This window comes from Pseudogemmobacter sonorensis (genome assembly GCF_042762395.1).
Lineage (GTDB): Bacteria > Pseudomonadota > Alphaproteobacteria > Rhodobacterales > Rhodobacteraceae > Pseudogemmobacter > Pseudogemmobacter sonorensis.
This window is the reverse complement of sequence record NZ_JBEFZE010000076.1, coordinates 1-1,720: the sequence shown is the minus strand read 5'-3', so window position 1 is coordinate 1,720 and position 1,720 is coordinate 1. Positions and strand designations below refer to the sequence as shown.

Here is a 1,720-nt window from a genome sequence, read left to right as displayed (position 1 = left end):
GCGAACGCCATTCTTTTGGTTCTGCGTTGGTGAGTTTTATTCTGGTGAGTAGCTGAAGGTCATGGTTGGTGTTTGCGAGGTTTCGACCCAGACGCTTTTGGTGACCGAATATGCGGCCAGCGCCTCGCGTCCCGAGGAGCGGCCGTAGCCGGATTTTCCGAAGCCCCCGAAGGGCGACATGACGTTGATCGTCTTGTAGGAATTGATCCAGAACGTGCCCGCGCGCACCCTTGCCGCCACGCGATGCGCGCGGCCGACGTCCTGCGTCCAGACCGCGCCCGCAAGGCCGTAGGGCGTGGCATTGGCCAGCGCGACGGCCTCTTCCTCGCTGTCGAAGGCGGTCACGCCGACGACCGGGCCGAAGACCTCCTCGGTGGCGATCTCCATCCCGGGGCGGATGCCGTCGATGACGGTGGGCGCGTAGAAATAGCCGTCGCTGTCGGCCAGATGCGCGGGTTTCGCCCCGCCCGTCACCAGCCGCCCGCCCTGCTCCAGCGCGGTCCTCACCATGCCCTGGATCTTTTCATACTGGCGCAGGTTGTTGATCGGCCCCATCAGCGCCGCGCGGTCCATCGGCGCGCCGACCGGGATGGTCGCGGTGGCGCGGCCGTAGAGATCGACGAATCGCTCGTGGATCGCGCGATGGACCAGGATGCGCGAGCCCGCGACGCAGCTTTGCCCCGCCCCGCCGAAGATCGCCGCCTGCGCGCCGGGAATGGCGCGGTGGATATCGGCGTCGTCGAAGATGATATTGGCCGATTTCCCGCCCAGTTCCAGGATGCAGGGCACGAGGTTGCGCGCCGCCGCCCCGGCGATCCGCGCCCCCGCGAGGGCCGAGCCGACGAAGACCACCAGCCGGGTGCCGGGATGTTCGATCGCCCCCTGCCCCGCCGTGGGCCCGGCGCCTGCGATCACGTTCACAAGCCCCTTCGGCGCGCCCGCAAGCTCGACCAGCCGCGCCACCACCAGCGTCGAATGCGGCGACAGTTCCGAGGGCTTGATCACCACCGCATTGCCCGCGCAGATCGCGGGCGCCACCTGCCAGCCGCAGGTGAACAGGGGCGCGTTCCAGGGCGTGATCTGAACCACGGTGCCATAGGGTTCGGGCCGGGTGTAGTTCAGATGGCTGGTCGGGACCGGGATCACCTCGCCATGCAGCTTGTCGGCCCAGCCCGCGTAATATTCGAACATCTCGGCGATGCGCACCGCCTCGCCCGCGATGTCGCGGATCAGGCGGCCCGCGGAAAGCGCCTCAAGCTCGGCCAGAAGCGGCGCCTTCTCGCGCACCAGGCGCGCCACGTTCCACAGGATGCGGCCCCGCTCCGAGGCGGTCTTGCCCCACCATTCGGCCTGGGCGCGGGCCGCCGCCTCATGCGCGGCCGCAATCACCGCCGGACCCGCATCGGCATAGCTTTCGGTCTTCTCGCCCGTGGCGGGGTCGTGAAGCTGGATCGCCGCGCCGTCGCCCGCCATCGCCTCGCCCGCGACCAGGCTTGCGACATGGGGAAAGCCCAGCAGTTCCCGCATCAGTTCGGCGATCCGGGGGGCGGCGTTGGATGGGGGGATCTGGGGCATCGGATCAGGGCTTTCCTTGGAATTTCGATCGCGGGGGGTGATCAAAGGGGTTTTGGTCGCAGAGATTTCGATCCCAGGGCCGGGTCGCCCAGCCGGGTGAAATCCTCGGCATCCGGGACGCCCGAGACCTCGGGCGACCACAGGC

General features: G+C 68.5%; 1 protein-coding gene. It reads right to left on the bottom strand.

The annotated features are described in order from the left end of the window. Positions 1-36: 36 nt before the first annotated feature. Positions 37-1,575 carry an aldehyde dehydrogenase family protein gene (locus tag ABNX41_RS21730; RefSeq protein WP_438671762.1) on the bottom strand — a complete coding sequence of 513 codons (1,539 nt, stop codon included), beginning with the start codon at positions 1,573-1,575 and terminating at the stop codon, positions 37-39. Positions 1,576-1,720: the final 145 nt, after the last annotated feature.

Coding starts and splice junctions, on each gene's coding strand:
- ABNX41_RS21730 (WP_438671762.1), bottom strand. CDS start 1,575: ATGCCCCAGATCCCCCCATCCAACGCCGCCCCCCGGATCGCCGAACTG.